22 protein-coding genes are annotated in these 25,378 nt (G+C 60.3%); 11 read left to right on the top strand and 11 right to left on the bottom strand.

Translation table 11 applies throughout. The annotated features are described in order from the left end of the window. Positions 1-6: 6 nt before the first annotated feature. Positions 7-1,518: a CoA-acylating methylmalonate-semialdehyde dehydrogenase gene (locus DXXMK7_RS03700; protein WP_038917917.1), complete on the bottom strand. Its 1,512-nt coding sequence runs from the start codon at positions 1,516-1,518 to the stop codon at positions 7-9. 312 nt (positions 1,519-1,830) lie between these two features. On the opposite strand from DXXMK7_RS03700, the gene DXXMK7_RS03695 reads away from it, so the two are divergent. Further along, positions 1,831-2,688 carry a MurR/RpiR family transcriptional regulator gene (locus tag DXXMK7_RS03695; protein ID WP_038917916.1) on the top strand — a complete coding sequence of 286 codons (858 nt, stop codon included), beginning with the start codon at positions 1,831-1,833 and terminating at the stop codon, positions 2,686-2,688. 221 nt (positions 2,689-2,909) lie between these two features. Beyond that, positions 2,910-3,716, top strand: coding sequence for a 2,5-didehydrogluconate reductase DkgB (gene dkgB / locus DXXMK7_RS03690; RefSeq protein WP_038917915.1), 807 nt, complete (start codon positions 2,910-2,912; stop codon positions 3,714-3,716). A gap of 66 nt (positions 3,717-3,782) precedes the next feature. Here the strand turns inward: dkgB and yafC are convergent, their stop codons facing one another. Beyond that, positions 3,783-4,670 carry a DNA-binding transcriptional regulator YafC gene (yafC, locus tag DXXMK7_RS03685; RefSeq protein WP_038917914.1) on the bottom strand — a complete coding sequence of 296 codons (888 nt, stop codon included), beginning with the start codon at positions 4,668-4,670 and terminating at the stop codon, positions 3,783-3,785. 106 nt (positions 4,671-4,776) lie between these two features. Between yafC and DXXMK7_RS03680 the strand changes: the two genes are divergently transcribed. Then, entirely contained in the window at positions 4,777-5,952 is a 1,176-nt protein-coding gene (locus tag DXXMK7_RS03680) for an MFS transporter (RefSeq protein WP_038917913.1), read from the top strand. Positions 5,953-6,016: 64 nt separating this feature from the next. Here the strand turns inward: DXXMK7_RS03680 and DXXMK7_RS03675 are convergent, their stop codons facing one another. The 4 genes from DXXMK7_RS03675 to DXXMK7_RS03660 all read right to left on the bottom strand — a co-directional run bounded on the left by DXXMK7_RS03675 (position 6,017) and on the right by DXXMK7_RS03660 (position 11,078). Beyond that, complete coding sequence (locus DXXMK7_RS03675; RefSeq protein WP_038917912.1) at positions 6,017-7,438, bottom strand: APC family permease; 1,422 nt, start codon at positions 7,436-7,438, stop codon at positions 6,017-6,019. Between the two features lie 111 nt (positions 7,439-7,549). Beyond that, on the bottom strand, positions 7,550-8,704 hold the full coding sequence (locus DXXMK7_RS03670) for an iron-containing alcohol dehydrogenase (protein WP_038917911.1): 1,155 nt from the start codon (positions 8,702-8,704) through the stop codon (positions 7,550-7,552). Positions 8,705-8,715: 11 nt separating this feature from the next. Beyond that, positions 8,716-10,086 carry an aspartate aminotransferase family protein gene (locus DXXMK7_RS03665; RefSeq protein ID WP_038662126.1) on the bottom strand — a complete coding sequence of 457 codons (1,371 nt, stop codon included), beginning with the start codon at positions 10,084-10,086 and terminating at the stop codon, positions 8,716-8,718. Positions 10,087-10,253: 167 nt separating this feature from the next. After that, positions 10,254-11,078: an AraC family transcriptional regulator gene (locus tag DXXMK7_RS03660; protein ID WP_038917910.1), complete on the bottom strand. Its 825-nt coding sequence runs from the start codon at positions 11,076-11,078 to the stop codon at positions 10,254-10,256. Positions 11,079-11,260: 182 nt separating this feature from the next. On the opposite strand from DXXMK7_RS03660, the gene ddlA reads away from it, so the two are divergent. Then, entirely contained in the window at positions 11,261-12,361 is a 1,101-nt protein-coding gene (ddlA, locus tag DXXMK7_RS03655; protein WP_038917909.1) for a D-alanine--D-alanine ligase, read from the top strand. Positions 12,362-12,406: 45 nt separating this feature from the next. Here the strand turns inward: ddlA and DXXMK7_RS03650 are convergent, their stop codons facing one another. Further along, complete coding sequence (locus DXXMK7_RS03650; RefSeq protein WP_038662136.1) at positions 12,407-12,691, bottom strand: YciI family protein; 285 nt, start codon at positions 12,689-12,691, stop codon at positions 12,407-12,409. Between the two features lie 14 nt (positions 12,692-12,705). Beyond that, positions 12,706-13,101: a VOC family protein gene (locus tag DXXMK7_RS03645; protein WP_038917908.1), complete on the bottom strand. Its 396-nt coding sequence runs from the start codon at positions 13,099-13,101 to the stop codon at positions 12,706-12,708. 89 nt (positions 13,102-13,190) lie between these two features. On the opposite strand from DXXMK7_RS03645, the gene DXXMK7_RS03640 reads away from it, so the two are divergent. The 4 genes from DXXMK7_RS03640 to DXXMK7_RS03625 all read left to right on the top strand — a co-directional run bounded on the left by DXXMK7_RS03640 (position 13,191) and on the right by DXXMK7_RS03625 (position 17,109). Then, complete coding sequence (locus DXXMK7_RS03640) at positions 13,191-13,373, top strand: N-acetyltransferase (RefSeq protein ID WP_231348840.1); 183 nt, start codon at positions 13,191-13,193, stop codon at positions 13,371-13,373. Positions 13,374-13,447: 74 nt separating this feature from the next. Then, positions 13,448-13,687 carry a DinI family protein gene (locus tag DXXMK7_RS03635; RefSeq protein WP_013316433.1) on the top strand — a complete coding sequence of 80 codons (240 nt, stop codon included), beginning with the start codon at positions 13,448-13,450 and terminating at the stop codon, positions 13,685-13,687. Positions 13,688-14,086: 399 nt separating this feature from the next. Continuing rightward, positions 14,087-15,523: a glycoside-pentoside-hexuronide (GPH):cation symporter gene (locus DXXMK7_RS03630; protein ID WP_038917907.1), complete on the top strand. Its 1,437-nt coding sequence runs from the start codon at positions 14,087-14,089 to the stop codon at positions 15,521-15,523. A gap of 35 nt (positions 15,524-15,558) precedes the next feature. Then, positions 15,559-17,109, top strand: a complete 1,551-nt coding sequence (locus DXXMK7_RS03625) for a glycoside hydrolase 43 family protein (protein ID WP_038917906.1) — start codon at positions 15,559-15,561, stop codon at positions 17,107-17,109. Between the two features lie 192 nt (positions 17,110-17,301). Here DXXMK7_RS03625 and DXXMK7_RS03620 read toward each other — a convergent pair whose 3' ends face one another. Then, positions 17,302-18,027, bottom strand: coding sequence for a YnfC family lipoprotein (locus tag DXXMK7_RS03620; protein WP_038917905.1), 726 nt, complete (start codon positions 18,025-18,027; stop codon positions 17,302-17,304). A gap of 96 nt (positions 18,028-18,123) precedes the next feature. Between DXXMK7_RS03620 and DXXMK7_RS03615 the strand changes: the two genes are divergently transcribed. Further along, entirely contained in the window at positions 18,124-18,747 is a 624-nt protein-coding gene (locus DXXMK7_RS03615; RefSeq protein WP_038917903.1) for a LysE family translocator, read from the top strand. 9 nt (positions 18,748-18,756) lie between these two features. Here DXXMK7_RS03615 and DXXMK7_RS03610 read toward each other — a convergent pair whose 3' ends face one another. Both DXXMK7_RS03610 and DXXMK7_RS03605 read right to left on the bottom strand, forming a co-directional pair. Further along, on the bottom strand, positions 18,757-19,302 hold the full coding sequence (locus tag DXXMK7_RS03610; RefSeq protein WP_038917902.1) for a GNAT family N-acetyltransferase: 546 nt from the start codon (positions 19,300-19,302) through the stop codon (positions 18,757-18,759). Positions 19,303-19,440: 138 nt separating this feature from the next. Continuing rightward, the gene (locus DXXMK7_RS03605) at positions 19,441-19,863 is read right to left on the bottom strand and encodes a hypothetical protein (RefSeq protein ID WP_038917900.1); all 423 of its coding nucleotides are present in this window, start codon (positions 19,861-19,863) and stop codon (positions 19,441-19,443) included. A 551-nt stretch (positions 19,864-20,414) separates the two neighbouring features. On the opposite strand from DXXMK7_RS03605, the gene nifJ reads away from it, so the two are divergent. Together nifJ and DXXMK7_RS03595 are read left to right on the top strand one after the other, a co-directional pair. Further along, positions 20,415-23,948 (top strand): pyruvate:ferredoxin (flavodoxin) oxidoreductase, encoded by a 3,534-nt coding sequence (gene nifJ / locus DXXMK7_RS03600; protein WP_038917899.1) that lies wholly within the window; start codon positions 20,415-20,417, stop codon positions 23,946-23,948. Positions 23,949-24,197: 249 nt separating this feature from the next. Further along, positions 24,198-25,286 (top strand): L,D-transpeptidase family protein, encoded by a 1,089-nt coding sequence (locus DXXMK7_RS03595; RefSeq protein ID WP_038920798.1) that lies wholly within the window; start codon positions 24,198-24,200, stop codon positions 25,284-25,286. Positions 25,287-25,378 lie beyond the last annotated feature (92 nt).

The raw sequence follows: 25,378 nt of genomic DNA, 5'->3' as shown, positions 1-25,378 counted from the left end.
GTGGAATTACTCCAGCGTTGGCATCACAAAACTACTGGCGTGCTGCTCCAGCCGCACGCTGGCCGGCCAGCGGCTGGTGACGGTTTTCATGCGGGTGTAGAAACGCACGCCGTCGTTGCCGTGCACGTTGAGCGCGCCAAAAATGGAGCGCTTCCAGCCGCCGAAGCTGTGGAACGCCATCGGCACCGGGATCGGCACGTTAATCCCCACCATGCCCGCCTGCACCTCTTCGCTGAACTGGCGGGCGGTTTCGCCGTCGCGGGTGAATATCGCCGTGCCGTTGCCGTATTCGTGCTGGTTGATCAGGGTCAGCGCGGTCTGGTAATCCGGTACGCGCACCACCGACAGCACCGGGCCGAAAATTTCTTCCCGGTAGATCTGCATCTGCGGCGTGACGTTGTCAAACAGCGTCGGCCCGACGAAATAGCCCTGCTCATGTCCCGGCACCCGAAGTCCGCGGCCGTCGACCCGCAGCGTGGCGCCCTGATCGATACCGCTTTGAATATAGCCGGTAATCTTGTCGCGGTGCGCGCCCGAAATCACCGGCCCCATGTCGTTTTCCTTGCCGTCGACCAGGCCGGGGCCGACGCGCATGGCGGCGACCTGCTGCTCCAGCTTGCGGCACAGCGTCTCGGCGGTGTCATCACCCACCGCCACCACCACCGACAGCGCCATGCAGCGCTCGCCCGCCGCGCCGAACGCCGCGCCGAGGATGGCGCTGGCGGCCATGTCCATATCGGCGTCCGGCATCAGGATGCAGTGGTTCTTGGCGCCGCCCAACGCCTGACAGCGCTTGCCATGAGCCGACGCGGTGCGATAGATATACTCCGCCACCGGGGTGGAGCCGACAAAGCTCACCGCCTGTACGCGCGGGTCGGTCAGCAGCACGTCCACCGCTTCTTTATCACCCTGCACCACGTTGAACACGCCGTCCGGCAGCCCGGCCTCTTTCAGCAGCTTCGCCAGCAGCAGCGACAGCGACGGGTCCTTCTCCGACGGTTTGAGCACGAAGGTGTTGCCGGTCGCCAGCGCGATCGGGAACATCCACATCGGCACCATCGCCGGGAAATTGAACGGCGTGATCCCCACGCACACCCCCAGCGGCTGCATCAGCGAATGGCTGTCCACGCCGGTGCCGACGTTGGCGGAGTGCTCGCCTTTTTGCAGATGGGGAATACCGCAGGCGAACTCCACCACCTCCAGCCCGCGGGTCAGTTCGCCCACCGCATCGGAATAGACTTTGCCGTGCTCTTCGGAAATCAGCCGCGCCAGCGTGTTCAGGTTCTCTTCCAGCAGGGCTTTGAAACGAAACAGGATGCGGGCGCGACGCAGCGGCGAGTGTTTCGCCCAGTCGGGAAACGCCGCCGCCGCCGCGCTGATGGCCTGCTTCACCTCATCGGCGCTGCTCAGCGCCACCTGACGAATCTGTTCGCCGCTGGCCGGGTTGAACACCGGCGCGACGCGCGCGCTGTGGCTGGGCGCGATTTCGCCGTGAATGAAATTGGATACGGTTTCCATGGTTACACCTCTGCAGGGGTTTAGGGTGACAGATGGCTGATATCGCCTTACTGTATATGAAATAAAAATTCCATTTTAATAAGAAATAAAACAAATGTTGATTATTGTGATCCAGGATAGATTTTCCGGTAAACGGCAGGTAACCAGCGTTTAACCGGCTTTTTACGCGGTTTCATCAGCCGGTAACGCACAGAAAAACTGAATTATTCATTCTATTTTTCACCGAAAAAATGACAAATCGGTTTGAAATGCCGGTTCAACTCACTAGAATCGGATCAACAGCATCCCGCCGGGATGACGGAGAACAACACTATGGCTATGGCGACCAGCCTGAGAGAATTACAGGAGCAGATCCGCGCGCGGTACGACTCCCTGAGCAAGCGTTTGCAGCAGGTGGCGCGCTACGTGCTGGACAACACCAACAGCGTGGCGTTCGACACCGTGGCGGTGATTGCCGAGCAGGCGGACGTACCGCCCTCCACGCTGATCCGCTTCGCCAACGCCTTCGATTTCAGCGGTTTCAATGAAATGAAACAGCTGTTCCGCATGAATCTGGTGGAGGAAACCGCCAGTTACACCGATCGGGCGCGGCTATTTCGGGAGATGGAAGACACGGTGCCGGAACGTCCGCAGGACATCCTGCACGAATTCGCCCGTTCCAACGCGCAGGCGATGCAGCAACTGGCGGCGCGCACCCAGCCGGAAGACCTGGAAAAAGCGGTCGACCTGCTGGCGCAGGCCGACACGATCTACATCGTCGGGCTGCGGCGCTCGTTCAGCGTCGCCACCTACCTGTCCTACGCGCTAAGTCATCTGGAAAGCCGCCCGGTGCTGGTCAACGGACTCGGCGGCATGTTCCGCGAGCAGTTGTGCCGCCTGAACGCCAAAGACATCGTGGTGTCGATCAGCTTCTCGCCGTACGCGCAGGAAACGGTGATGGTAAGCGAAATGGCCGCCAGCGCGGGCGCGCGCCAGATCGTGATCACCGACAGTCAGGTAAGCCCGCTGGCGACGCTCAGCGATGTGTGCTTTGTGGTAAAAGAAGCGCAGGTGGACGCGTTCCGCTCCCAGTCGGCCACGCTGTGTCTGGTACAGTCGCTGATGGTGTCGCTGGCCTATCGTCAGGGCAACAGCCTGCGCCAGCGCGAAGAAGGCCAGAAAAGCGCCTGACTGCTGCATCCATTATCGATTTAAGTCAGAGGAGCCCCGGTGTTGTGCCGGGCTTTTTTCCGTCTCAGCTTTTCTGCCGCTACGTTCCTATACCTGTACCGCCGGTCTTCCGCCGTATTATTGCCGCAGCAGCAAAAAACCTCTGCATTTGTTCACCTTTTTCACAGAGTCGCGCCTCGTGATAATTCTCCGCCTTATTCCTGTGACAAACGAGGTCAATCATGGCAGTTCCTGCATTCGGGTTAGGTACGTTCCGCCTTAAAGACGAGGTGGTGATCGCATCGGTCAAAGATGCGCTGGCGCTGGGCTATCGCGCTATCGATACCGCGCAGATTTATGACAACGAAGCGGCGGTGGGTCAGGCGGTGGCGGAAAGCGGCGTGCCGCGCGGCGAGTTATATCTCACCACCAAAATCTGGACCGAAAACCTGAGCCGGGAAAAACTGATCCCCAGCCTGAAACAGAGCCTGCATAAGCTGCGCACCGATGATGTGGATCTGACGCTGATCCACTGGCCGTCGCCCGGCAACGCCGTCAGCGTGGCGGAATCCATGCAGGCGCTGGTGGAGGCGAAACAGCAGGGGCTGACGCGCGAAATCGGCGTGTCCAACTTCACCATCGCGCTGATGCAGCAGGCGATTGACGCCGTCGGCGCCGGGCAAATCGCCACCAACCAGATAGAGCTGTCGCCGTACCTGCAAAATCGCCGCGTGGCGGACTGGGCGCGTGCGCACGGCATCCATATCACCTCGTATATGACGCTGGCCTACGGCAATGCGCTGAAGGATGAGGTCATTGGCGCGATCGCCGCGAAGCATCAGGCCACGCCCGCGCAGGTGGTTCTGGCCTGGGCGCTGGCGCTGGGTTACGCCGTGATCCCGTCATCGACAAAACGCGAGAACCTGCAAAGCAACCTGCTGGCGCCAACGCTGACGCTGGATGCCGACGATATGGCGGCCATCGCCGCGCTGGAACGCCATGGCCGACTGGTTAGCCCGGACGGGCTGGCGCCGGAGTGGGATCGGTAATCCGGTTCTGGCGAATAGCCGTCAGGCCCGTGCCGCCTTGCCGCACGCCGGACGGTTTTTGCTTTTTCACCGCGTCACCTGCTCGCTCAGAAAATCGATAAACGCCCGGATGCGGGTGCTGACGGCGCGGTCGCTGTAATAGACCGCGCTGAACGGCATCGCCACCGGCAGGCGCCGATCGGCAAGCAGTTCCACCAGCTCGCCGCGGGCGATTTCCCCGTCAATCATGTAATCCGACAGGCAGGCGATGCCGTTGCCCGTCAGGCTCAGTTGCTTAAGGGTTTCGCCGCTGTTGGATGATAACCCCACCTCAATCTCATACAGTTGACCGTCTGCGCGCGCCACCGGCCAGGTGTTGAGCGATACCGGCTCGGTAAACCCCAGACAGAGATGCTGCGCCAGCGCATCCACATGCTGCGGCGCGCCGTGTTTCGCCACATAGTCCGGCGAGGCGACGATCTTGCGATAGCTGGTAAACAACGGGCGGGCGCGCAGGCTGGAGTCGGTCAGCGTTCCGGCGCGGATCGCCACATCGACCTTGCGCTCAATCAGGTTGATAAACGTCTCCGACGACACCAGCGACAGCGTCACCTCCGGGTAACGCTCGCGAAACGGTTTGACCAGCGGCATCAGCAGATGCAGCACTACCGGCGTGGCGGCGTCGATACGCAACAGACCGCGCGGCGTGCGCCGGGTTTCCATCAGTTCGGTTTCCGCCGCCGCCATCTCCTGCAATATCTGCTGTACCCGGCGAAAATAGCGCTCGCCCTCTTCCGTCAGGCTCAGTTGCCGCGTGGTGCGGTTCAGCAGGCTGACCCCCAGTTTCATTTCGAGTTTTTTCACCGCCCGGCTCACCGCCGAGTTCGCCAGCCCGAGCTGTTCCGCCGCCCGGCTGAAGTTGCCGCTTTCCACCACCGAGACAAAAATCGCCAGCTCTTCCGAGGTCGCCTTCATTTTTGCTTCTCCAGCAAAATTCCATTGAGATTTTAGCTATTTTTGTTATTTAAGCAGTTCTCCATACTGTTCGCCATTATTCGAACCCCGTTCTATGGAGATAATTATGCCGCTGGCGTTACTGGCTCTGACCATCAGTGCCTTTGCAATTGGCACCACCGAATTTGTGATTGTCGGCCTGGTGCCGACCATCGCCGACCAACTGGCGATCTCGCTGCCCTCGGCAGGACTGCTGGTTTCCATTTACGCGCTGGGCGTCGCCGTGGGCGCGCCGGTGCTGACCGCGCTGACCGGCGCGCTACCGCGCAAACCGCTGCTGGTCGGGCTGATGGCGCTATTCACCGCCGGCAACCTGTTGGCCTGGCTGGCCCCCAACTACGCCACGCTGGTGGCGGCGCGATTGCTGACCGGGCTGGCGCACGGCGTGTTTTTCTCGATTGGCTCCACCATCGCCACCAGTCTGGTGCCGAAAGAAAAAGCCGCCTCGGCGATCGCCATCATGTTCGGCGGACTGACCGTGGCGCTGGTGACCGGCGTACCGCTGGGTACCTTCATCGGCCAGCACGCCGGCTGGCGCGAAACCTTTCTGGCCGTCTCGGCGCTGGGAGTGATTTCATTGTTAAGCAGCCTGATGCTGGTGCCGAACACCATCCCCGGTAGGGCCATCGCCAGCCTGAAAGCGCAGTTGCAGGTGCTGACTCACCCCAGGCTGCTGATGATCTACGCGATTACCGCGCTGGGTTACGGCGGCGTGTTCACCGCCTTCACCTTTCTGGCGCCGATGATGCAGGATCTGGCAGGGTTTAGCCCGGCCGCCGTAAGCTGGATTTTGCTGGGTTACGGCGTGTCGGTGGCGATTGGCAATCTCTGGGGCGGCAAACTGGCGGATCGCCACGGCGCGGTGCCGGCGCTGACATTTATCTTCGCCGCGCTGGCGCTGTTGCTGCTGGTGTTCCAGTTCACGGCATCTATTCAATACGCGGCGCTGGCGACGGTGCTGGCGATGGGGGTGTTCGCATTCGGCAACGTGCCGGGCCTGCAGGTCTATGTGGTGCAGAAGGCCGAACAGTATGCGCCCCACGCCGTGGACGTCGCCTCCGGTTTGAACATTGCGGCGTTTAACGTCGGCATCGCGCTGGGGTCGGTGATTGGCGGGCAGACGGTCGCCCGCGGCGGACTGGCGCAAACCCCGTGGATTGGCGCGGTGATTGTCGCGGCGGCGCTGCTGCTGATCACGCTCAGCGGCCGGCTGGACAGGCAGCCTCGTCCGCTGCTGGATTGAAAAAACAGCGCATGCCGGGGACTCTTCTCCCCGGCAGGACGCCTCTCCCCGGCATGTTCCGCCGTTATCCCTGTGAATCCATGTTCTCCAGCGTGAAGGCGCGCCCCGTTTGCCGGGGCCAGCAGGCGAACAGATACCCCGCCAGCGCCATCCCCACCACCGCCCACGGGATGAAGAACACCAGTTGTGACGAAGACCCGCTCAATACGTCCATGTTGTCGCTCACCATCAGCAACGCCACGCCCATCAAGACTGCCGAGCACAGCGGCGCCCAAAGGCGACTCCAGGCGGACGCCGAATAATGGGGCGCGCGATGGAAGAACATCACTACCGCCACCGATACCCCGCCCTGCAGCAGCAGGATCGCCATCGTCGCCACCGCCGATCCCCAGGCGAAGATATGCATCATCGGGTCCGCGCCGCTCGCCGCCAGCACCAACAGCAGCGTCAGCATCATCAGGGTTTGCACCAGGCTGGCGACGTAGGGCGTGCCTTTGTCGCCGCGCACCCGCGCCATCTTCGACCACAGGACGCCGTCGCGGCTGATGCTGAACAGGTAACGGGAAATGTTGTTGTGGAACGCCTGCGCGGCGGCGAACAGGCTGGTGATCAGCAACAGCGACATCACCTGCTCCGACCAGGGCCCCAGCAGGCGGCTGGCGACGTCGAACACGAACCGCCCCGGATTGTTGAGCGCCTGCTCGCGCACCTGATCCAGCCCATACGCCTGCACCATCGCCCAACTGGTCAGCGCGAAGAACAACGTGATTAACGTTACCGCCAGCAGGGTGGCGCGGGGAATGGTTTTGGTCGGCTCCCGACACTCTTCGCCGTAAATGGCGGTCGATTCGAAACCAATAAAGGCGGCGATGGTGAACACCAGCGCGATCCCCAGATTGCCCTGCTGGATCACCGAGGGCATAAAGGAGGCGAACGTCAGCGGTTGCGGTCCGTGCGACCACAGGATCGCGACGTCGGTCAGCAGCACGATGCCCACTTCCAGCAGCATCAGAATGCCCAGCACCTTGCCGCCGATCTCCACGCTTTCGATCCCCAGATAGCAGATCACCAATAGCATCGCGCCGCTGTACGCCCACCAGGGAAAATTGACGCCGAGATGATCCTGCACGTACATCTGGCTGAAGAAACCGAACAGCGCCACCACCGCGATCTGGATGGCGAAATAGGCCAGCAGCGCCACCGTCAGCGCGCTCACGCCGGTGCGCTGCCCCAGCCCCAGCGCGATGTAACTGTAAAACGCGCCCGCGTTGGTCACATAACGGCTCATGGCGATATAGCCAAAGGAGAACACCAGCAAAATCGCCCCGGCCAGCACATACATGGCGGGAATGCCCGCGCCGTTGCCCGCCGACATCGCCACCGGCAACCCGCCGATCACCCCGGTCAACGGCGAAGCGGCCGCGACCACGAAAAACACCAAAGACCACAGCCCCAGACTGTTCTTTTTCAGTTGATTCTCTTTCATTTCGGCCCTCGCGATCTCGCAGCGGGTTGATAAGCTGAAGGACGTCACCGCCGCGCCGGCGGCAGTGCGTCCGTATGGTTGTGTCTACATGGTTGTGTCTACATGGCTGTGTTACAGGCAGGCCCGGTACAGGGCTTCCACCTCATCCCGCGTGGCGATGCGCGGGTTCTGCTGCAGGCTGAAGCCCATCGTCTGCACGCAGTTGTCCGCCATCCACGGAATGTCTTTCTCATCAACGCCCAGATCCCGCAGCGTGAAGTTCAGCGCCAGCGTCCCCAGCAACTGCCGGACCAGCACGATGCTGCGCTGAGCCTGTTCTTCTTCGCTCAGCGTCGCGACATCGTCGCTCATCGCCCGCGCCACCGCGGCAAACCCGGCTACGTTGTCGCGCCAGGAAAACGCCATCAGCGCCGGATAAAGCGCCGCCAGCCCCTGACCGTGGGTGATGTTGTACAACCCGCTCAGCGGGTGTTCCATCGCGTGCGGCAAGCCGCAGGCCGACAGGCCAATCGCCATGCCGCCGAGGGTATTGGCCCAGCACACCTGATCCCAGGCGTCCAGATCGCCGGCGTCGCGCCAGACGCGCGGCAGATAGCGCGCCAGCAGGCCGATGGCTTCCCGGCTCATGATCGCGGTCATCGGCTGAACATAGCGCCCGACCAGCGCTTCGATGTTGTGGCTCATGGCGTCAAAGCCGGTAGACGCCACCATCGCCGGGGTCTGGGTCACCATCAGCGTCGGGTCGATGATGGCGGTGTGGGCGAACAGCGCCGGGCTGACGAACACCAGTTTGTCGTGGGTGGCCGGGTTGGTGACTACCGCCACGCAGTTGCCTTCGCTGCCGGTGCCCGCCGTGGTAGTCATCAGCACCAGCGGCAGCGCGTCGCCCGCCGGGGCGGGAACGGATAAATACTCGACCACCGAACCGGTATGCTTCGCCATGAAGGCGATGGCTTTGGCGGCATCCATCACACTGCCGCCGCCGACCCCCAGCACTACGTCGCACTGGTGCATACGCGCCAGCCGCGCGCCGTCATCCACCGTAGTGCTGAGCGGGTTGGACTCGATGCGTTCAAACAGAAAACAGGTCACGCCGCTGGCCGCCAGCGCGTCCGTCACCCGGTCCAGCAGGCCGGTTTTGCGGCAACTGGCGGTGCCGGTCACCAGCAGCACCTTGCGGCCCAGCTGCGCCACCACCTGCCCGACCCGCTGCGACTCGCCGCGGCCAAAGCACAGGTTGACCGGTTGTCGATAAGAGAATTTCATGGCGTCACCTCTCATGCCGGCGTCGCCGACAGGGCGGCGGCCTTCACCTGCTCCACCACCTGCGCTACCGAGGCTTCGAACGCATCCAGCGCGTAATCCAGCTCCTCGTCGGTGATGGTCAGCGGCGGCAGGAAGCGGAACACCGCCAGATTATTGATGGTGAAATTCACCTGAATGCGCCATTTCTCCACCATCAGGCCGGCAATGGGCGCGGAGTAGTAGTCGCCGAGCGACGCGCGCAGCGCTTCCGGCATCGGGCAAAATTCCATGCCGATCATCAGCCCTTTGCCGCGCACCTCGCGGATCACGCCGGGGTAGCGCCCCTGTACTTCGCGCAACCGCTGCATCATGCGCTCGCCTTTACGCGTCGCCATGCCGCACAGATCGTTTTCAACGATGAACTGCAACGCGCCCAACGCCGCCGCCGCGCTGAGGGTATTTTCCTGATAGGTGGCGGTGTGGTGATAACAGGTTTCGATGGTGCCGTAGGCCGCTTCGTACAGCGCTTCGGTACACAGGTAACCGCCGAACGGCACCAGCCCGCCGGACAATCCTTTGGCGAACACGATGCAATCCGGCACCACGTCTTCGTGCTCGCAGCACCAGAACGTGCCGGTACGCGCCGCGCCGCACTGGATTTCATCCAGCACCAGCAACGTGTCGTAACGGTCGCACAGCTCGCGCGCGGCCTTCAGATACCCCGCCGGCGGCACCAGAATGCCGCCTTCGCCCTGAATCGGCTCGACCACGAACGCCTTGTACTTACCGGTGGAGAGCGCCGCCGCCAGTTCGTCGACCGAACCGTAGGCCACATGGTCGATGTTGCCGAGCGTCGGCTGCTGGCCGAAGCGCCATTTGTCCTTGCCGCCCAGCGACACCGCGCCGGAGGTCTTGCCGTGAAACGCGCCCAGCGTCGCCAGCAGGTGGGTTTTCTCCGGCTTGTGGCGGGTGCCGAGCTTCACCAGTTTGATCATGCCTTCGATGGCTTCGGCGCCGCCGGTGGCGGTGCCCATTTTGGTGAGTTTGCCCTGCGGCGAGAGCAGCGCCATGTTATGCGCCAGCGCCGCCGTGACGCTGTGGTAGGAGATGGCGCCCATCATGAACAGGCGATTGTCGAAACACTTCTGCAGGCAGGACCAGACGAACTCGTTGTTGTTGCCGACCGTCACCACCCCAACCGCGCCGATCATATCCAGATGCTTGTCGCCGTTGTCGTCGATAAAGGTGCTGCCTTCCGCCCGTACGAAATACTTGGCATGCCCATCCAGCGACCGCATGCGGTTCAGGTGGGTCAATTGCAGTTCCCGCGTTGTTTTGCCATCCAGCGCGATCGCTTCGTCAATGGTATAGAACCCCGGCACAACCTGTTTTGCATCCGCCATAACACCCTCGCTCAACTCTGATTGATGAAGAAAGAAAAACGTTCTGTGAGCTGTTTATAGCGGGATGGCGGGGTAGGAAAATAGAATAAATCGGCACAGGCCACGGTGCAGAACCGGCGTTGTTTTGGTGCATTTTCGCACTAAAAAAAGGCACCCGCGCAAAGACGTCAACACTGCCGGATGCGGTGCTGATAACGAATGGCCTGAATCCCCGCCAGATAGGCTTTCGGCGAGCAGGAAGCGAAGTCTTTAAATTCGCGCAGGAAATGCGACTGATCGGCATAGCCGAGCCGCTGGGCCAGCATCGCCATGTTCTGCGCCTCGCCCTGATTGAGCAGCGACAACGCGCGCTGAAAGCGGATGGTGCGGCAAAACGCCTTGGTGGACATGCCGCAGTGATCGTGAAACAGCCGGTGGATATAACGGGCGGAATAGAGGGTTTTCCGCTCCAGCTGTTCAACCCGGATCACACCGTCATGCGCCATGATCAGATCGATCATCTGCAACAGCAACGGCGGAGAAACCCTACCCATCTGGCGGGAAAAATAGGCCAGAAACAGCGATACCTGCTCGCCGAAGTCCCGGCTGTCGGCCAGCCGCTCCACCAGCCGCCCGGCGCCGGGCGCCGCGTCCTGAAACGCGACCTCCTGCCCGGCCAGTTCGCCGGCGGACAGATCCAGCAACGCCGGCATCACGCCCGGCATAAAGCGTACGCCGAAATAACGTTCTCCCGGGCTGAGTCGGGTCGCCTGCGCCGCCTCGGTGCTGCCGCATACCCGCCCGAACGGCGCGTCGCGATTGATGTTGAACAGAATATCCACGCTGCCGTCCGGCACCGCCAGCGTCACCGGCTGTTCTCTGGCCACGGAAAAACAGTAAAAATGCGCAATCGGCGAGTCGATAAGCGCCTTTTTCAGGTAATCTTCAGCAGCATTGATCACAAACCAGGGCTGCAGCGGCCTGACTGCGAGCGACGTTGAACCGGTACGCATACCCTTCTCCTGTTGCGCATGTCTTCCGGATGAGCAATTTCTGCGCCAGAACCGGAAAGGCGCCGCCGCCGGCCGGAAAAAAGTCCCGCGTTGCGGCATGAAGTGATACTCTTGCAACCACAGGTCAAATGACGTCTTATCAAGCGGTAAACAGTACAACGATCCATAATGGAAAGAGTGATATGAGTAAAATTCGGGTTGGCGTGGTTTTTGGTGGTAAATCCTCTGAGCACGAAGTGTCACTGCAGTCCGCAAAAAACATTGTAGACGCCATTGATAAAACGCGGTTCGACGTGGTGTTGCTGGGCATCGACAAGCAAGGGGAATGGCACGTCAACGACGCCTCCAACTATCTGCTCAACGCCGATAACCCGGCGCTGATCGCCCTGAACCGCACCAGTCAGAACGTGGCGCTGATCCCGGGCCAAACCCACCATCAGTTGATCGATACCGCCAGCGCCAGCGCGCTGTCGCAGATTGACGTCATTTTCCCGATCGTTCACGGCACGCTGGGCGAAGATGGTTCGCTGCAAGGGCTGTTGCGCATGGCGAACATTCCGTTTGTCGGCAGCAGCGTGCTGGGATCCGCCGTCAGCATGGACAAAGACGTCACCAAACGGTTGTTGCGCGACGCCGGCCTGCTGGTGGCGCCGTTCGTCACCCTGACCCGCGCCAACCGCGCCCGCCATCCTTATGACGACGTTACCGAACAACTGGGGCTGCCGCTGTTCGTCAAACCGGCTAATCAGGGGTCGTCCGTCGGCGTGAGCAAGGTGCGCAATCAGGCGGAATTCGAGCGGGCGGTGGATCTGGCGTTCCGCTACGACCATAAAGTGCTGGTGGAATCGGCGATTGTCGGCCGTGAAATCGAATGCGCGGTGCTGGGCAACGACTATCCGAAAGCCAGCCTCTGCGGCGAAATCGTGCTGCACGACGAGTTCTACTCCTACGACACCAAATACATCAACGAAGATGGTGCGGCGGTAGCGATTCCGGCGGCGATGGACGACGAGGTGCACCAGCATATCCGCGATATCGCCCTGCGGGCTTTCCAGACTCTGGATTGTCAGGGTATGGCGCGGGTAGACGTGTTCCTGACGCCGGACCAGCAGGTCATCGTCAACGAGGTCAACACCCTGCCCGGTTTCACCAACATCAGCATGTATCCGAAACTGTGGGAAGCCAGCGGCCTCAACTACACCGACCTGATCACCCAGTTGATTGAACTGGCGCTGGAGCGCCACGCGCAGGATAGTAATCTGCAAAGCTCGGTGCGCGAGTGATGGATGCGCTCCGGTGCGCGCGCGGCGCATACCGGAGCGTATTACTCAGATGCGGCTGAGGGCCGCGAAGGTATCAACGGTCATGGACGGTTGGAAATCGATCACCTCGTAGTTGGCCACCGCCTGAAACGGATCCTGCTTTAGAAAATCCTCCAGCTCTTCCCGTTCGACGCTCTTGGCCAAAATCACCCCCCCGGTACGCGGATTTTTACGCCCGGACGCCACAAACACGCCTTGTTCATATCCCCGTTTCAGCCAGGTCACATGTCGTTCCAGCAAGTTTTCCACTTCATCCAGCGGCGCGTTGTATGTCAGATTGATGATATACATGGTTATTCTCTTCGTTATAAGTCGGCATTCGGCCAGCGCCCTTGCTGCAACACTACCCGGTAACCGTCGGGATCACGGAAAGTTTTGCCCTGCCGCTCCCAGTAAGGATTAAATGACGCCACTACGCTGAACCCGGCCTGCACCATGCGATCGCAGGACGTCTGCCACCCTTCATGGTCGGAAACGTACAGCACCAGTAAATCGTCTTCCGTCGGCGCTGGCATGACCGGATGAGTATGACAAACGGTAAACTCAAGGTGCCAGGCCAGCCCCCGCCGACCCAGCATAACACCACTGAAGCCGCCGTGTTGCGCAAAGGAGCCTAATTTCTGCAACCCCAGCCCGTCACAGTACATCCGCTCGCTGCGCTGTAGGTCCGTTACCGGCCGCGCCACGCGTAATGTGGTCATGCGTTACTCCTTCTTATGGCTGAAAAGTCTTATGGCTGAAAAGTCTTATGGTTGAAAAGTTTTATGGTTGAAAAGTTTTATGGTTGTTGATGCGCCAGTTGGAAAAGCATGCGCGTCTGGCGGGTTGTCGGGTGATCCGGCTGGAAACCAGCATACATCAGCCGCAGGCGATCCGGCTCTATCTGCGTCATGGCTATCGCCAGCGCGGGCCATTTTTTCCCTATGACGACGATCCGCTTAGCGTTTATATGGAAAAAACGATCGCTGGCTGATCCTAAAAAACCGATTGCAGAACTTTGAACCAATGCTGTATATTTAGCCAGTATTTTTCATGGAGATGCAGCTAATGTACGTAGAGTTGGTTTACGATAAAAGAAACGTGAGCGGGTTACCCAACGCGGCGGAGCAGATTAAAAACGAACTCGCCAAACGCATTCATCGGGTATTTCCAGACGCGGAAATCAAAATAAAACCGATGCAAGCCAACGCCATTAATTCCAACGCCAGCAAACAGGATAAATCCACCATTAACCGGATTATCGAAGAGATGTTTAACGAAGCCGACGAATGGCTGACGCCGGAATGAATGGCGGTCAGGCCGGTTTCCTGTTTCGCTCGCGGCACCGCTTCGCCGCCGCAAACGCCATCATGACCCGCTAACCGGATCGTTGCCGGGCGCGCCTGACCGGCATAACCGTTCCCGGCGGTTCGCAGGCTGCCAGCGGTCAGCGGACCAGCCAACGGCCACCACATTGTTATACCACCCCACCACCTGACTGACAGGTTAATAGGCTGTATTTAAAAGCAAAAAAACCTATCACTGCCGTATATCGTCTGCTCTTCTTCCACAAATTCGTGAGCGGTATAACAGATACCAGTAAACATAATCGGCATAAGAAATTCCGCAATAGTCACCCGTTCAACTAACCACAACAATACGCGGGAACAAAGCAAACGCTGCTTTTATCCATCATCGGAGTTTCCAATGACTAACAATAACAAGTTAAGCACGGCGGAAAAAATCGGTTTCGGCATGGGAGACGCGGCCTGCGGCATCGTCTATTCCTCTGTGACCATGTTCCTGACCTATTTTTATACCGATATTTACGGCATTTCCGCGGCGGCGGTGGGCGTGATGTTTCTGGTAACCCGCGTACTGGACGCCGTCGTCGACCCAATGATCGGCCTGCTGGCTGACCGAACCCGCACCCGCTGGGGACATTTTCGCCCCTGGTTGATCTGGTTCGCGGTCCCGTACGCCGTCATTGCTGTACTGACCTACACCACGCCGGACCTGGCCGGCAGCGGGAAACTGGTTTACGCCTACATCACCTACACCCTGTTGATGATGTTCTACACCTTTATCAACATTCCCTACTGTTCGCTGGGCGGGGTCATCACCACCGACGAAAAAGACCGGCTTTCCGCCCAGTCTTACCGCTTCACCATCTCTTCCGCCGCCGGGCTGCTGGTGTCGGTGGGAACCCTGTGGCTGGTGGACTGGATCGGCCGCGGCGATAAGCAGCTCGGCTATCAGGGCACCATGGCGGTGATGGGCGTATTGGCCGTCATCATGCTGATTTTCTGCTTTTTCACTACGCAGGAGCGAATCAATCCACAGGTGGATCAAGGGCAGAACGTCTGGGACGATGTGAAAAATCTGCTGAGCAACGACCAGTGGCGCATCGTCGCCGTCATTACCTTTTTCTCCAGTATGGCCGGCGTGATGCGCGGCGCCGCCACGCTGTACTACGCCACCTACCTGATGGTTGACCCGGCACATACTGGTGCCGTCGGCACCGCGATGAAAAGCGCGTTTATCACCACCAGCGTGGTCGGCACCATTATCGGCGCCATGCTGGCCGGTTATTTCGCCAAACGCTACCGCAGCCTCAGCCTGTTCAAAAACATCAACCTGCTGCTGGTCGCTACCGGTGTGGTGCTGTTTTTTGTGCCGCCCACCTGGCTTGCCGTGGTGTTTCCGCTGTATTTCCTGGTCGGTTTCTTCCACCAGATGTATCAGCCGTTTAAGTGGAACATGATGGCGAACGCCGCCGACTACGGCGAATGGAAAACCGGCCGCCGCATCACCGGCCTGTCTTTCTCCGGCAATCTGTTCGCTCTCAAGCTGGGAATGGCGGTCGCCGGGGCGCTGGTCGGGTTCGCTCTGGGCTGGTTCGGCTATGTGGCGGGTTCGCCCACCCAGACATCGCTTGCCACCACCGGCATCATTGGCCTGCTGAGTATCGGCCCGTCGCTGTCCTACCTGATTCTGTACTGGCTAACGCGTTTCTATAAACTGGATGACAAGACTATGGAACAGATCCAGACCGACCTCGCACGCCGTCATGCCGCGCCGCAGCCGGCGCCAGAGCAGGACGACGGCGTCAATCCGCACCTGACCCCGCGCGGCGTGGCCTGACAGTTAAGGAGAAGAACAACGTGGAACCTTCACCGATGACATCCCCCTGGAACCCGGATCGGGGCGACGGCCGCTACCGTAACCCCATTCTGTTCGCCGACTATTCCGACCCCGATATCGTGCGGGTGGGCGACGACATTTATCTGGTGTCGTCCAGTTTTAATCACATGCCGGCGCTGCCGATCCTGCATTCGCGGGATCTGGTGAACTGGACGCTGATCAACCACGTGTTTGCGCGTTTCGACCTGCCGGGCTACGAGCGGTTTCAACCGGGAAAAGGCGTCTGGGCGCCCAGCATCCGTTACCATGCCGGGAAATTCTGGGTGTTTTTCAGCACGCCGGACGAAGGGATCTTCATGTGTCAGACCGACGAGCCGCGCGGCGACTGGAGCGCACCGCATTGCGTGAAGGCAGCCAAAGGCTGGATCGATCCCTGTCCATTCTGGGACGACGACGGCAGCGCCTGGCTGGTTCACGCCTTTGCCTTCAGCCGCAGCGGGCGCAAGCACCAGCTTCAACTGTGCCGGATGAGCAGCGACGGCCATCAACTGCTGGATGAAGGCCGGATTATCGTCGACGGCACCGCCAGTCAGCCAACGCTGGAAGGCCCGAAACTCTACAAGCGCAACGGCTGGTACTACATTTTTGCCCCGGCCGGCGGCGTGCCCACCGGCTGGCAGACGGTGCTGCGCGCCGCATCGCTACAGGGGCCGTGGCAGGCGCGCGTGGCGCTGCATCAGGGGTCTTCCGCCGTTAACGGCCCTCATCAGGGCGGCTGGGTCGAGCTGGAAAACGGCGAGAGCTGGTTCGTGCATTTTCAGGATCGCCACGCTTACGGCCGTGTGGTGCACCTGCAACCGATGCAATGGCAGGATGACTGGCCGCTGATCGGCGCGCCATCGGGCGACGGCGGCCCGGGCGAGCCGGTGGCGGAAGCGGCCATGCCCGCCGTCAGAGCAAACAACATCCGCGCCCAGCCGGCGACGTCTGACGATTTCACGGCCGACCGGCTCGGTTTGCAGTGGCAATGGCAGGCCAACCCCGATGCAGGCTGGTACGAACTGCGCCGACCTGGACTACGGCTGTGGTGCCAGCCGATGCCACAGCGTCATGGCGTGCCGTCCTGGTATGACGTTCCTAACCTGCTGATGCAGAAATTTCCGGCGGAGACCTTTACGGTCACCACCCGGCTACGGGCAACGCTGGAAAACGTGGGCGATCGCTGTGGGTTGATCGTCTACGGCGAGCGCTTCGCTTTTCTGGGGCTGGAAAAAACGGCGGACGGCGTAGCGCTGACAAACGGCTATGGCTGGATGACCGACGCACAGGAACTGCGCCAGTACGCCGGAGCGACATTGCCTTTTGAGGAAGCGCACACGCTTGAACTGCGGGTGACGGTGCTGCCGAACGCACGCTGCCAGTTCGCGTGGCGCACGCCTGACGGCGGTTTTACCCCGGTCGGGGAGCCTTTCGCCGCCGGGCCGGGGAAATGGGTGGGCGCCAAAATCGGGCTGTATGCGCTGTCGTTACCGGAACAGCACGGTCAGGGCCGCGCCGACGTCGATTTTTTCCACGTTACCCCCTGAACGCCAGTCGCGGCCCGCATCCGGGCCGCACCGGCAAACCGCCGGCTGTATTCAACCCACGGCAATGGTTGCATCCACGCGCAATGAGCGCATTCACCGGCAATGACCGCGGCGGCGGTCACGCAGAATCGCGGTCGTCGCATTAAACGATCGCCGCTAAATAGCGGCTCCACGCATAAGAAAAGGCGCAGCCTAGTAATACTCGATTTTGGTGGTATGCGTCAGAGTGGTGACCGTTTGCGCAGCGCCTTTGCCGTTCGAGACCAGCACCTGACACAAACGCGGATTGAAATGCTGGTCATACTGACAACTGGTGCGGGTCACGCTGACCTGTTCGTTGTTTTCCGTCACGATAACGGTGGCATCAAGCCGTTTTTGCGCCGGCGCATCGTTGCGCATCTCGACCTTAGTCACGTTGCCGTTTTCCGGCGAGACAAACGTCATGCTGACCGGGAAGCCGTCATCGTCGTAGCGATAGCTCGCCAGCGGCGTCGGCTTATCGCGGTAAACCACCTCAGCGATGGCGTGTTGGTCGTTCGAACGGTAGCTCAGGCGGCCATCGGTGGTTTTCGCCAGTTGGCAGTGATCCGTCAGTTGAAACAGCGCCTGACGATCGCTCTGCTCCACCAGCGTCTGCCCATCGCGCACTAGATCCAGGTCGAGATTCATCGACGGCTGATAGGTACGCAGCGCAGCGAGGCACCCTTCGGCATCAAATTCGCCCTCGACATAGGCCGTCACCTTGCCGGCCTCATCGGTCTGGGTTTGCGTAAAGCGTTTGACCTTTCCCCGCAGCGCATCAAAGCCAAAGATATTGGAAAGCCCGGCCAGTACCGGGTTCACCGGCTCTGCGGCCGGTTTCAGGTCACACCCGGCCAGTAATACCGAGCCCGCCAGCAGCGTGGCGCGTAGTTTCATAGTCCTTATCCTGGATACCTGTTGAATCGCGTCAGTTTACGCCAATTCCAAAAGAGAGGATAAAGATAACTATCCATCACAACCAAGGAGCAGGGAATGGGCAGTGACATACTGGCTATCGCCGCCATCGGCGGAGTACTGGCGCTCGGCGCCATGAGTCCGGGGCAAAGTTTCATTCTGGTCGCGCGGACCGCGCTGGCTTCATCCCGGCGCAATAGTCTCGCCGTCTCGCTGGGGATGGGCGTCGGCGCAGCCATCTTCGCGCTGGTGGCGTTGCTGGGCCTGCAATCGCTGCTGCTGGCGGTGCCCTGGTTATATCAGACGCTGAAAATCGCCGGCGGGATTTACCTGCTGTATCTGGCGTTTACCCTGTTTCGCGCCAGACCAGACCACGCCGCGCCAGCGCTGCACAGCGGCCACGAGCCGCCTCAGACGCACGCCTTTCGGCTGGGGCTGTTGACGCAACTCAGCAACCCGAATACGGCGCTGGTGTTCGGCGGGGTGTTCGCCGCGCTGCTCAGCCAGCACATTGCGGGCTGGATGTACGTGGCGTTGCCGTTGCTGGCGTTCGTGATCGATTTTCTGTGGTATGCGCTGGTGGCGTTGTTGCTGTCTTCCAGCGGGCCGCGCGGCGCCTATTTGCGGTTCAGAACGTTATTTGACCGCCTCAGCGGTACGGTGATGGCGGCGCTGGGCATCCGGTTGCTGCTGCAAAAATAGACCGGCGCCTCATGCCGTCGCCATCGCCGGCGACGGCATCATATAAACGGCAACGGTCTCCTGCCGCTGGCGGGAAGCCAGAAACACATGGCGCATTCCCAGCGAATGAAAACCGCATTTGAGCAATACCCGGCCGGACGCCACGTTCTGCGGCAAATGACAACCGTAGATTTTCTCAACATGCAGTTGGCTAAAGGCAAACTGGCATAGCGCCAGGCTGGCTTCGGTGCCGAATCCCCGTTGCCGGAAATCGGCGCCCAGCCAGTAACCGATCTCCGGCTGGTCGGTTTCCAGCGACACCAGCGAAATCGAGCCAATCAACTGCTGACTCTGCGATAAACAGATGGCGTAGGCCACCCCTTTACGCCGCTCCCAGTTGCTCTGCAAATCGGCAATCCAGTTGACCACCGTTTCACGCGGGCAGGGATAGGGAATCAGCATGGTCATAGCGGAAATATCGGGCGCGCTGTTCAGCAAGGTGCAGACATCAGTGACGTCCTGCGCCTGCAGCGGCCGCAATTGCAGATGTTCAGTGGTCAGGGTAGGTTGTCGCATCAGATTCTCCTCATCAGTCATGTCCACGGGCGCTCTGTTAGGTGGCATCATGGCGGAGAATGGTTCCGGACCGGCGACGCTTGCGCCGGCCCCACATGCAAAGGATGATAGCCTGTCGTCCTCGTTGGTCGACAACTCTCAGGAATACAGGCTGTTCGCTGCCTGCTCGCTTTCCTCACGGGAGAATCCCCCGTAAGTCATGGCGGAGATAAACGCAGCGCGGTCGGTCGTGGGGTAAACCTTTTCATGCAGCACCAGCCGGCCAACTTCTTCCGCAGTTAACTGTGGAAACTGCTCATGAATACCACCTACGACATCCCAACTGGCGTACCCCAACATGCGGATGATCCCCGCGATCTCCTGCGGTGAGGTTTCATCCTGGTAAGTCGAGTGAATCACATCGGCTATCAGTTTCGAGGTCAGCACATTGACTTTGGACACATCGCTATAACGGCTGCCCAGAGATTGAACAATATGATTGATGGCTTCTTCCGGTCCATAGCCTCTTTCACGGATTCTGGCTAATACCGATACCATTTTGTCTCTCAGATCGATAAACATAGTGCTGTTCCTTCGTCAAAGTCGATAATCAACCCGAAGAGCGCGAAGGCTATCCCTGAAGTATGAACAGATTTCCTTAATGGTCGCGTCTGGGATTTTTCTGCCGGCCTGACGCTGACGCCCGCATCAGGAGGTGTCCGGCGCTTTATTTCAGCATAGGCGCAGATGCCTATCCTTCCACTGGCATTTCCCGCTTTGCGGGCGAATGCCGGATTTTTAATCGGACAGCGCCACGCCCTTGTCAGACTGTACGATAATAGGTGATATAGTCTGATTTTATTAACGATACATTAACACCGCTGTTTATCGCCAGCGTCATCTTCCCTCGCAGGGATGTGAACGGCCGGGCAAAGGATCTGCCGCAACGTATCCGGTTGGGAACTGCACAGTATGTCCCTAAACTGCTATTATTGCCGGCCTGTGGCGCGCCGCCTGCTCGCCATATACATATTGAAACAACTCAGCGGGCTATAATCGGTCAAAAAAACTCGCCGGGCAGCGATAATAGCCGCCACACAGGGACATCGTTCAGCAACAAAGAAGGTTAAGTCATGATCACCACCGACGGTAATAACGCGGTCGCTTCGGTCGCCTGGCGAACCAATGAAGTTATCGCTATCTACCCCATCACCCCCAGCTCCACCATGGCCGAACAAGCGGCCGCCTGGTCGAGCGACGAACGCAAGAATATCTGGGGAGATACCCCTCGGGTGGTTGAAATGCAATCCGAAGCGGGCGCCATCGCCACCGTGCACGGCGCATTGCAGACCGGCGCGCTGTCCACGACCTTTACTTCCTCGCAGGGCCTGCTGCTGATGATCCCGACGCTGTACAAGTTGGCCGGTCAGTTGACGCCGTTTGTACTGCACGTCGCCGCCCGTACCGTGGCGACCCACGCGTTATCCATTTTCTGCGACCATTCGGACGTGATGGCGGTGCGTCAGACCGGCTGCGCCATGCTGTGCGCCAGCAACGTGCAGGAAGCGCAGGACTTCGCGCTGATTTCCCAGATGGCGAGCCTCAACAGCCGCCTGCCGTTTATTCATTTCTTTGACGGCTTTCGCACCTCGCACGAAATCAACAAGATCGAGCCGCTGAGCGACGCGCAATTGCACACCCTGCTGCCGCAGGCGGCGATTGATGCGCACCGTGAGCGGGCGCTTACTCCTGAGCGTCCGGTGATTCGCGGCACCGCCTCCAATCCGGATACCTTCTTCCAGGCGCGCGAAGCCACCAACCCGTGGTACAACGCGGCATTCGGTCATGTGGAACAGGCGATGAACGACTTCGCCCGCGAAACCGGCCGTCAGTACCAGCCGTTCGAGTATTACGGCCATCCCGACGCCACCCGCGTTATCGTGATGATGGGCTCCGGCGTCGGCACCTGCGAAGAGGTGATCGACACCCTGCTGACGCGCGGCGAGAAAGTCGGCGTGGTGAAGGTTCGGCTGTACCGGCCGTTCTGTGCGCATCATCTGCTGGCGGCGATTCCGCAAAGCGCGCAGTCCATCGCGGTACTGGACCGCACCAAAGAACCCGGCGCCCAGGCTGAACCGCTGTATCTGGACGTGATGACCGCGCTGGCGGAGGCGTTCTCACGAGGTGAGCGCCCACTTATGCCGAAGGTGATCGGCGGCCGTTACGGTCTGTCTTCGAAAGAATTCACCCCGCAGTGCGTCGAGGCGACGTATAAAGAGTTAGCGCTTACTAACCCCAGACCGCGTTTTACCGTCGGTATTTATGACGATATCACCCACCTGTCGTTGCCGCTGTCCGAGCAGCCGATGCCGACGCAGGCGTCGCTGGAAGCGCTGTTCTACGGGCTGGGCAGCGACGGCACCGTGTCCGCCGCCAAAAACTCGATCAAAATCGTCGGTAATTCGACCCCGCTGTTCGTGCAGGGCTATTTCGTTTACGACTCCAAAAAAGCCGGTAGCCTGACGGTTTCCCACATGCGCGTCGGCCCGCACCCGATTCATTCCGCCTACCTGATTGAACAGGCGGATTTCGTGGCCTGCCACCAGTGGCAGTTCATCGACAAATACAGCATGGTGGAGCGCCTGAAACCGGGCGGCATCTTCCTGATCAACACGCCTTACAGCGCCGACGACCTGTGGCACCGGCTGCCGCAGGAAGTACAGGCCGGGCTGAACCAGCGTCAGGCGCGGGTGTTCTGCATCAATGCGGCGAAAATCGCCCGCGAATGTCAGTTGGGCGCGCGCATCAACACCGTGATGCAGATGGCGTTCTTCCATCTGACGCAAATCCTGCCGGGCGGCGACGCGCTCGACAAACTGCGCGCCGCCATCGCCAGCAGCTACGGCAGCAAAGGCCAGGAACTGGTGGAACGCAACTGGCGCGCGCTGGACGCGACGCTGGCCGCGCTGGAAGCGCTGGCGCTGGAGCCGGTGAATCCGGACAGCCCGTGCCGCCCGCCGGTGGTCTCCGACGCCGCGCCCGATTTCGTCAAAACCGTCACCGCCGCGATGCTGGCCGGTCTGGGCGACAGCCTGCCGGTGTCCGCCCTGCCGCCGGACGGCACCTGGCCGGTCGGCACCACCCAGTGGGAAAAACGCAACATCGCCGAAGAGATTCCGTTGTGGAAACCGGATCTGTGTACCCAGTGCAACCACTGCGTGGCCGCCTGCCCGCACTCCGCTATCCGCGCCAAGGTAGTGCCCGCCGACGCGATGGCCGACGCCCCTGCGTCGCTGCAGTCGCTGGACGTGAAAGCCCGCGACATGCGCGGTCAGAAATATGTGCTGCAGGTTGCGCCGGAAGATTGCACCGGCTGTAATATGTGCGTGGAAGTGTGCCCGGCCAAAGATCGCCAGAATCCGGAAATCAAGGCCATCAACATGGAATCGCGTCTGGACCATGTGGCGACCGAGAAAACCCATTACGATTTCTTCCTCAAACTGCCGGAAATCGACCGCAGCAAACTGGAGCGCATCGATATCCGTACCTCGCAGTTGATTACGCCGCTGTTCGAGTACTCCGGCGCCTGTTCCGGCTGCGGCGAAACCCCGTACATCAAGCTGCTGACCCAGCTGTACGGCGATCGTCTGCTGGTGGCCAACGCCACCGGCTGTTCCTCGATTTACGGCGGCAACCTGCCGACAACGCCCTGGACCACCGATGCCAACGGCCGCGGGCCGGCATGGGCCAACTCGCTGTTTGAAGACAACGCCGAATTCGGGCTGGGCTTCCGCCTGAGCGTCGACCAGCATCGCCAGCGCGCCCTGCGCTTGCTGGATCAGCTCAAGCCGCAATTGCCCGCCGATGTGGTGGCCGACCTGCTGGAAGAATCCGTTGCTGCCGATACGCGCCGCGAACAGATTGCCCGCCTGCGTCAGTCACTCAGCGCCATCGACAGCGCCGACGCTCGTCAACTGATAGAGGAAGCCGATCATCTGGTGGATAAATCCATCTGGCTGATTGGCGGCGACGGCTGGGCCTACGATATCGGCTACGGCGGTCTTGACCACGTGATGAGCCTGTCGGAAAACGTTAACGTGCTGGTGCTCGACACCCAGTGCTATTCCAACACCGGCGGCCAGCAATCCAAAGCCACCCCGCTCGGCGCCGTCACCAAGTTTGGCGAGAATGGCAAACGCAAGGCGCGTAAAGACCTCGGCATCAACGTGATGATGTACGGCCACGTCTACGTGGCGCAGATCTCGCTGGGCGCCCAGCTTAACCAGACGGTGAAGGCGATTCAGGAAGCGGAAGCCTGGCCGGGTCCGTCGCTGATCATCGCCTACAGCCCTTGCGAAGAGCATGGCTACGATCTGGCGTTCAGCCACGACCAGATGCGCCAGTTGACCGCTACCGGCTTCTGGCCGCTGTACCGCTTCGACCCGCGCCGCACGGCGGAAGGCAAACCGGCGCTGGTGACGGATTCCCGTCCGCCGTCAGCCAGCCTGAGCGAAACTCTGCTCAACGAGCAACGCTTCCGCCGGCTCAATAGCCAGCAGCCGGAGGCCGCCGCCCTGTTGTATGAAGAAGCCGAGGCGGATCTGCGCCGCCGCTATGACTTCCTCAGCCTGCTGGCGGGCAAGGCGGAGAAAAACGCCCAGGAATAATGCCGTTTAGTCGGATCACACAGGGAGCGGGAAACCGCTCCCTGATTCTTTCTGGCACACGTCGGCCACACGGTTCGTTCCCTTTATTGGTCGCCTTATTTCCCCGCACCGAAGCTTATAATGTAATGGATTGTACATCTGGTTTTCCTGCCGCCCTTCTGCACATATAATGCGCATCCGGACTTTTTGTACCGGATAACAACAATTCCTTTGCCGCAATGGCTTTTAACACTCAACAAAGATATGAAAATGAGTATTCGCGCGATCCTGACATTAGTTGTGGCGGCGGCTGCTTTCAGCCAGACAGCACTCGCCGTGGTTTATCCATTGCCAGCCCCGAATAGCCGGCTGGTGGGTGAAAATATCCAAGTTACCATTCCCAGCGATAGCACCGACGCGCTGGAACACTTTGCCGCTCAGTACCAGATGGGCCTGAGCAACCTGCTGGAAGCCAACCCGGGCATTGACGTTTATCTGCCAAAACCGGGCAGCACCATGACCGTGCCGCAGCAACTGATTCTCCCTGACGCTCCGCGCGAAGGCATCGTGATCAACAGTGCCGAAATGCGTCTGTATTACTACCCGAAAGGTTCCAAAACCGTGGTGGTACTGCCGATCGGCATCGGCCAGCTCGGTAAAGACACCCCGATCAACTGGGTGACCTCGGTTCAGCGTAAGAAAGAACGCCCGACCTGGACGCCGACCGCCGCCATGCATGCAGAATACGCCGCCCGCGGTGAATTCCTGCCTCAGGTTTACCCGGCCGGTCCGGACAACCCGATGGGCCTGTACGCGCTCTACATCGGTAACCTGTACGCCATCCACGGCACCAACGCTAACTTCGGCATCGGCCTGCGCGTAAGCCACGGTTGCGTGCGTCTGCGCGACAAAGACATCAAATACCTGTTCGACCATGTTCCGGTCGGCACCCGCGTTCAGTTCATCAACGAGCCGGTGAAAGCCACCGTCGAGCCGGATGGTTCACGTTATGTCGAAGTTCACAACCCGCTGTCCCGTACCGAGGAAGAGTTCAACTCCGACACGCCGGTTCCGCTGAAGCTGACCCCAGCAGTAACCAAAGTGCTGGCGGACGCCAGCGTCAGTGAAAGCACGGTGAATCAGGCGCTGCAAACCCGCATCGGTATGCCGACGAAAGTGAACGGTCCGGCGGAAAACATCGCGCCGATCGCGCCGGCTGAACCAGCGGCTCCGCAGGCGCCGGCCATTCAGCAGACCAGCACGCCGGATAATGCACAACCGGCGGCGCCTCAAGCCCAGCCGACGGCAACCGACGCCGTGCCGGCAACCGCTGCTGCGACTGACGCCAGCAAATCCTGATCGATCCCCGGATTTTAATCCTGTTCACAGGGCAGCTTAGGCTGCCCTGTTTGTTTTTGGTGAGTTCTTTCCTGCACTCACCCGTTTCATCC

The sequence above is a fragment of the Dickeya sp. MK7 genome (assembly GCF_000406305.1).
Taxonomy (GTDB): Bacteria; Pseudomonadota; Gammaproteobacteria; order Enterobacterales; family Enterobacteriaceae; genus Dickeya; species Dickeya fangzhongdai.
Note: the sequence above shows the minus strand (reverse complement) of the source record. Positions and strands in the feature narration are given on the sequence as shown.

Excerpts from the sequence above, each read along its gene's own strand:
- DXXMK7_RS03695 (WP_038917916.1), top strand. The coding sequence starts at position 1,831 with ATGGCTATGGCGACCAGCCTGAGAGAATTACAGGAGCAGATCCGCGCG.
- DXXMK7_RS03675 (WP_038917912.1), bottom strand. The coding sequence starts at position 7,438 with ATGAAAGAGAATCAACTGAAAAAGAACAGTCTGGGGCTGTGGTCTTTG.
- ddlA (WP_038917909.1), top strand. The coding sequence starts at position 11,261 with ATGAGTAAAATTCGGGTTGGCGTGGTTTTTGGTGGTAAATCCTCTGAG.
- DXXMK7_RS03620 (WP_038917905.1), bottom strand. The coding sequence starts at position 18,027 with ATGAAACTACGCGCCACGCTGCTGGCGGGCTCGGTATTACTGGCCGGG.
- DXXMK7_RS03670 (WP_038917911.1), bottom strand. The coding sequence starts at position 8,704 with ATGAAATTCTCTTATCGACAACCGGTCAACCTGTGCTTTGGCCGCGGC.
- DXXMK7_RS03595 (WP_038920798.1), top strand. The coding sequence starts at position 24,198 with ATGAGTATTCGCGCGATCCTGACATTAGTTGTGGCGGCGGCTGCTTTC.
- DXXMK7_RS03650 (WP_038662136.1), bottom strand. The coding sequence starts at position 12,691 with ATGTATATCATCAATCTGACATACAACGCGCCGCTGGATGAAGTGGAA.
- DXXMK7_RS03615 (WP_038917903.1), top strand. The coding sequence starts at position 18,124 with ATGGGCAGTGACATACTGGCTATCGCCGCCATCGGCGGAGTACTGGCG.
- nifJ (WP_038917899.1), top strand. The coding sequence starts at position 20,415 with ATGATCACCACCGACGGTAATAACGCGGTCGCTTCGGTCGCCTGGCGA.
- DXXMK7_RS03680 (WP_038917913.1), top strand. The coding sequence starts at position 4,777 with ATGCCGCTGGCGTTACTGGCTCTGACCATCAGTGCCTTTGCAATTGGC.
- DXXMK7_RS03645 (WP_038917908.1), bottom strand. The coding sequence starts at position 13,101 with ATGACCACATTACGCGTGGCGCGGCCGGTAACGGACCTACAGCGCAGC.
- DXXMK7_RS03605 (WP_038917900.1), bottom strand. The coding sequence starts at position 19,863 with ATGTTTATCGATCTGAGAGACAAAATGGTATCGGTATTAGCCAGAATC.
- yafC (WP_038917914.1), bottom strand. The coding sequence starts at position 4,670 with ATGAAGGCGACCTCGGAAGAGCTGGCGATTTTTGTCTCGGTGGTGGAA.
- DXXMK7_RS03610 (WP_038917902.1), bottom strand. The coding sequence starts at position 19,302 with ATGCGACAACCTACCCTGACCACTGAACATCTGCAATTGCGGCCGCTG.
- DXXMK7_RS03660 (WP_038917910.1), bottom strand. The coding sequence starts at position 11,078 with ATGCGTACCGGTTCAACGTCGCTCGCAGTCAGGCCGCTGCAGCCCTGG.
- DXXMK7_RS03630 (WP_038917907.1), top strand. The coding sequence starts at position 14,087 with ATGACTAACAATAACAAGTTAAGCACGGCGGAAAAAATCGGTTTCGGC.
- DXXMK7_RS03640 (WP_231348840.1), top strand. The coding sequence starts at position 13,191 with ATGCGCCAGTTGGAAAAGCATGCGCGTCTGGCGGGTTGTCGGGTGATC.
- DXXMK7_RS03700 (WP_038917917.1), bottom strand. The coding sequence starts at position 1,518 with ATGGAAACCGTATCCAATTTCATTCACGGCGAAATCGCGCCCAGCCAC.
- DXXMK7_RS03625 (WP_038917906.1), top strand. The coding sequence starts at position 15,559 with ATGACATCCCCCTGGAACCCGGATCGGGGCGACGGCCGCTACCGTAAC.
- DXXMK7_RS03635 (WP_013316433.1), top strand. The coding sequence starts at position 13,448 with ATGTACGTAGAGTTGGTTTACGATAAAAGAAACGTGAGCGGGTTACCC.
- DXXMK7_RS03665 (WP_038662126.1), bottom strand. The coding sequence starts at position 10,086 with ATGGCGGATGCAAAACAGGTTGTGCCGGGGTTCTATACCATTGACGAA.
- dkgB (WP_038917915.1), top strand. The coding sequence starts at position 2,910 with ATGGCAGTTCCTGCATTCGGGTTAGGTACGTTCCGCCTTAAAGACGAG.